Genomic DNA, 233 nt, shown 5'->3' with positions numbered 1-233 from the left:
GCAAGATTAAAACTCAAAGGAATTGACGGGGACCCGCACAAGCGGTGGATGATGTGGATTAATTCGATGCAACGCGAAAAACCTTACCTACCCTTGACATGGCTGGAATCCTGAAGAGATTTGGGAGTGCTCGAAAGAGAACCAGTACACAGGTGCTGCATGGCTGTCGTCAGCTCGTGTCGTGAGATGTTGGGTTAAGTCCCGCAACGAGCGCAACCCTTGTCATTAGTTGC

The 233-nt window shown here is 50.2% G+C and carries 1 rRNA gene; it reads left to right on the top strand.

Annotated features, from left to right (window positions below):
• Positions 1-233, top strand: a 16S ribosomal RNA gene (locus tag KO539_RS30800); the annotation flags it as partial.

This window comes from Janthinobacterium sp. NKUCC06_STL, assembly GCF_019345455.1.
Lineage (GTDB): Bacteria > Pseudomonadota > Gammaproteobacteria > Burkholderiales > Burkholderiaceae_D > Janthinobacterium > Janthinobacterium rivuli.
This window is presented reverse-complemented; position numbering and strand designations above follow the sequence as displayed.